This window comes from bacterium endosymbiont of Bathymodiolus sp. 5 South (assembly GCF_900128535.1).
In the GTDB taxonomy this organism is placed as follows: domain Bacteria; phylum Pseudomonadota; class Gammaproteobacteria; order PS1; family Pseudothioglobaceae; genus Thiodubiliella.
Map to the genome: position 1 here is coordinate 1 of NZ_FQTR01000384.1, position 997 is coordinate 997.

General features: G+C 40.0%; 1 protein-coding gene. It reads left to right on the plus strand.

What is annotated here, in order from left to right; translation table 11 throughout:
• Positions 1-997: hypothetical protein (locus BBROOKSOX_RS11660; RefSeq protein WP_180324055.1), on the plus strand; the 997-nt coding region annotated here is incomplete at both ends.

The following is a 997-nucleotide window of genomic DNA, read 5'->3' on the forward strand; positions in this document are numbered from 1 at the left end:
GATATTGTCATTAATGACACAAATCATGGCACAAATAATGACTTAAACCTAGTGATTGATAATAAATCAGGCGTGATTAAGGCTGATAACAACATCACCATTCACGCCAAAACCCTCAACAATACCGCTTACCGTTATGATGCAAAACAAAACGATGATGATGGCTACTATGGTTATGATGTTAACGCAAAAGTTAACAAAAATGACTACACAATGAATGAGCAAGTGGTACTAGAGCAAGATGAAGCGGTATCCACGCTTGCATCAGAGCCATCAATCATATCAGCAGGTAATGACATTACTATTACTACCTCGCAAGAAACTAACAACCTTAGTTCCGTTATCACTGCTGGCAATGATATTACCATTAACACCGACATTCTAAAAAACAATACAGACTCAATAGACTCCCACAATCTATATCGTAAATGGGGCAAGATGTGGGAAGAAGAGTATTGTGAAAAGAAAAGAAACTGGTGGAGTGGCGGTGGCTGTAAACGCCATGCTCGTCGTACTAAGTATGAAGACACTATAGATAGCAGAAGTGAAACAATCTATAGCGCAAACCAAGCCACTATTAATGCGGGTAATAATTTAACCGTTAATGCCACCACCATTATCAATGGCTATAACACCAAAAACCCAGAATACGAACCCACTAAAAATGATAACACGCCATCTACCGAAGACTCTGATGCAGGCGCACCTGCAAACAATCCAGACCTAAGCCTAAAACCCAGCATAGATACCGATAGTCAAATTAGTGCTATTGCCCTAAATGGTGAATTCAAAGTTGAAAAACCTACCCCAATCAAACCCTACATCATAGAAACCAGAAACGAGTTTGTTGACATAACTCAGTTCAAAGCTTCACAATACCTATTTGCCAGACCCAATATCAGATTCCTAGACCCAGCCATGTCCAGCCCTATTACTTTGGGTGATGCCTACTGGGAACACCAACAACTACAAAAACAAATTAGCGAGCAAACCAAAC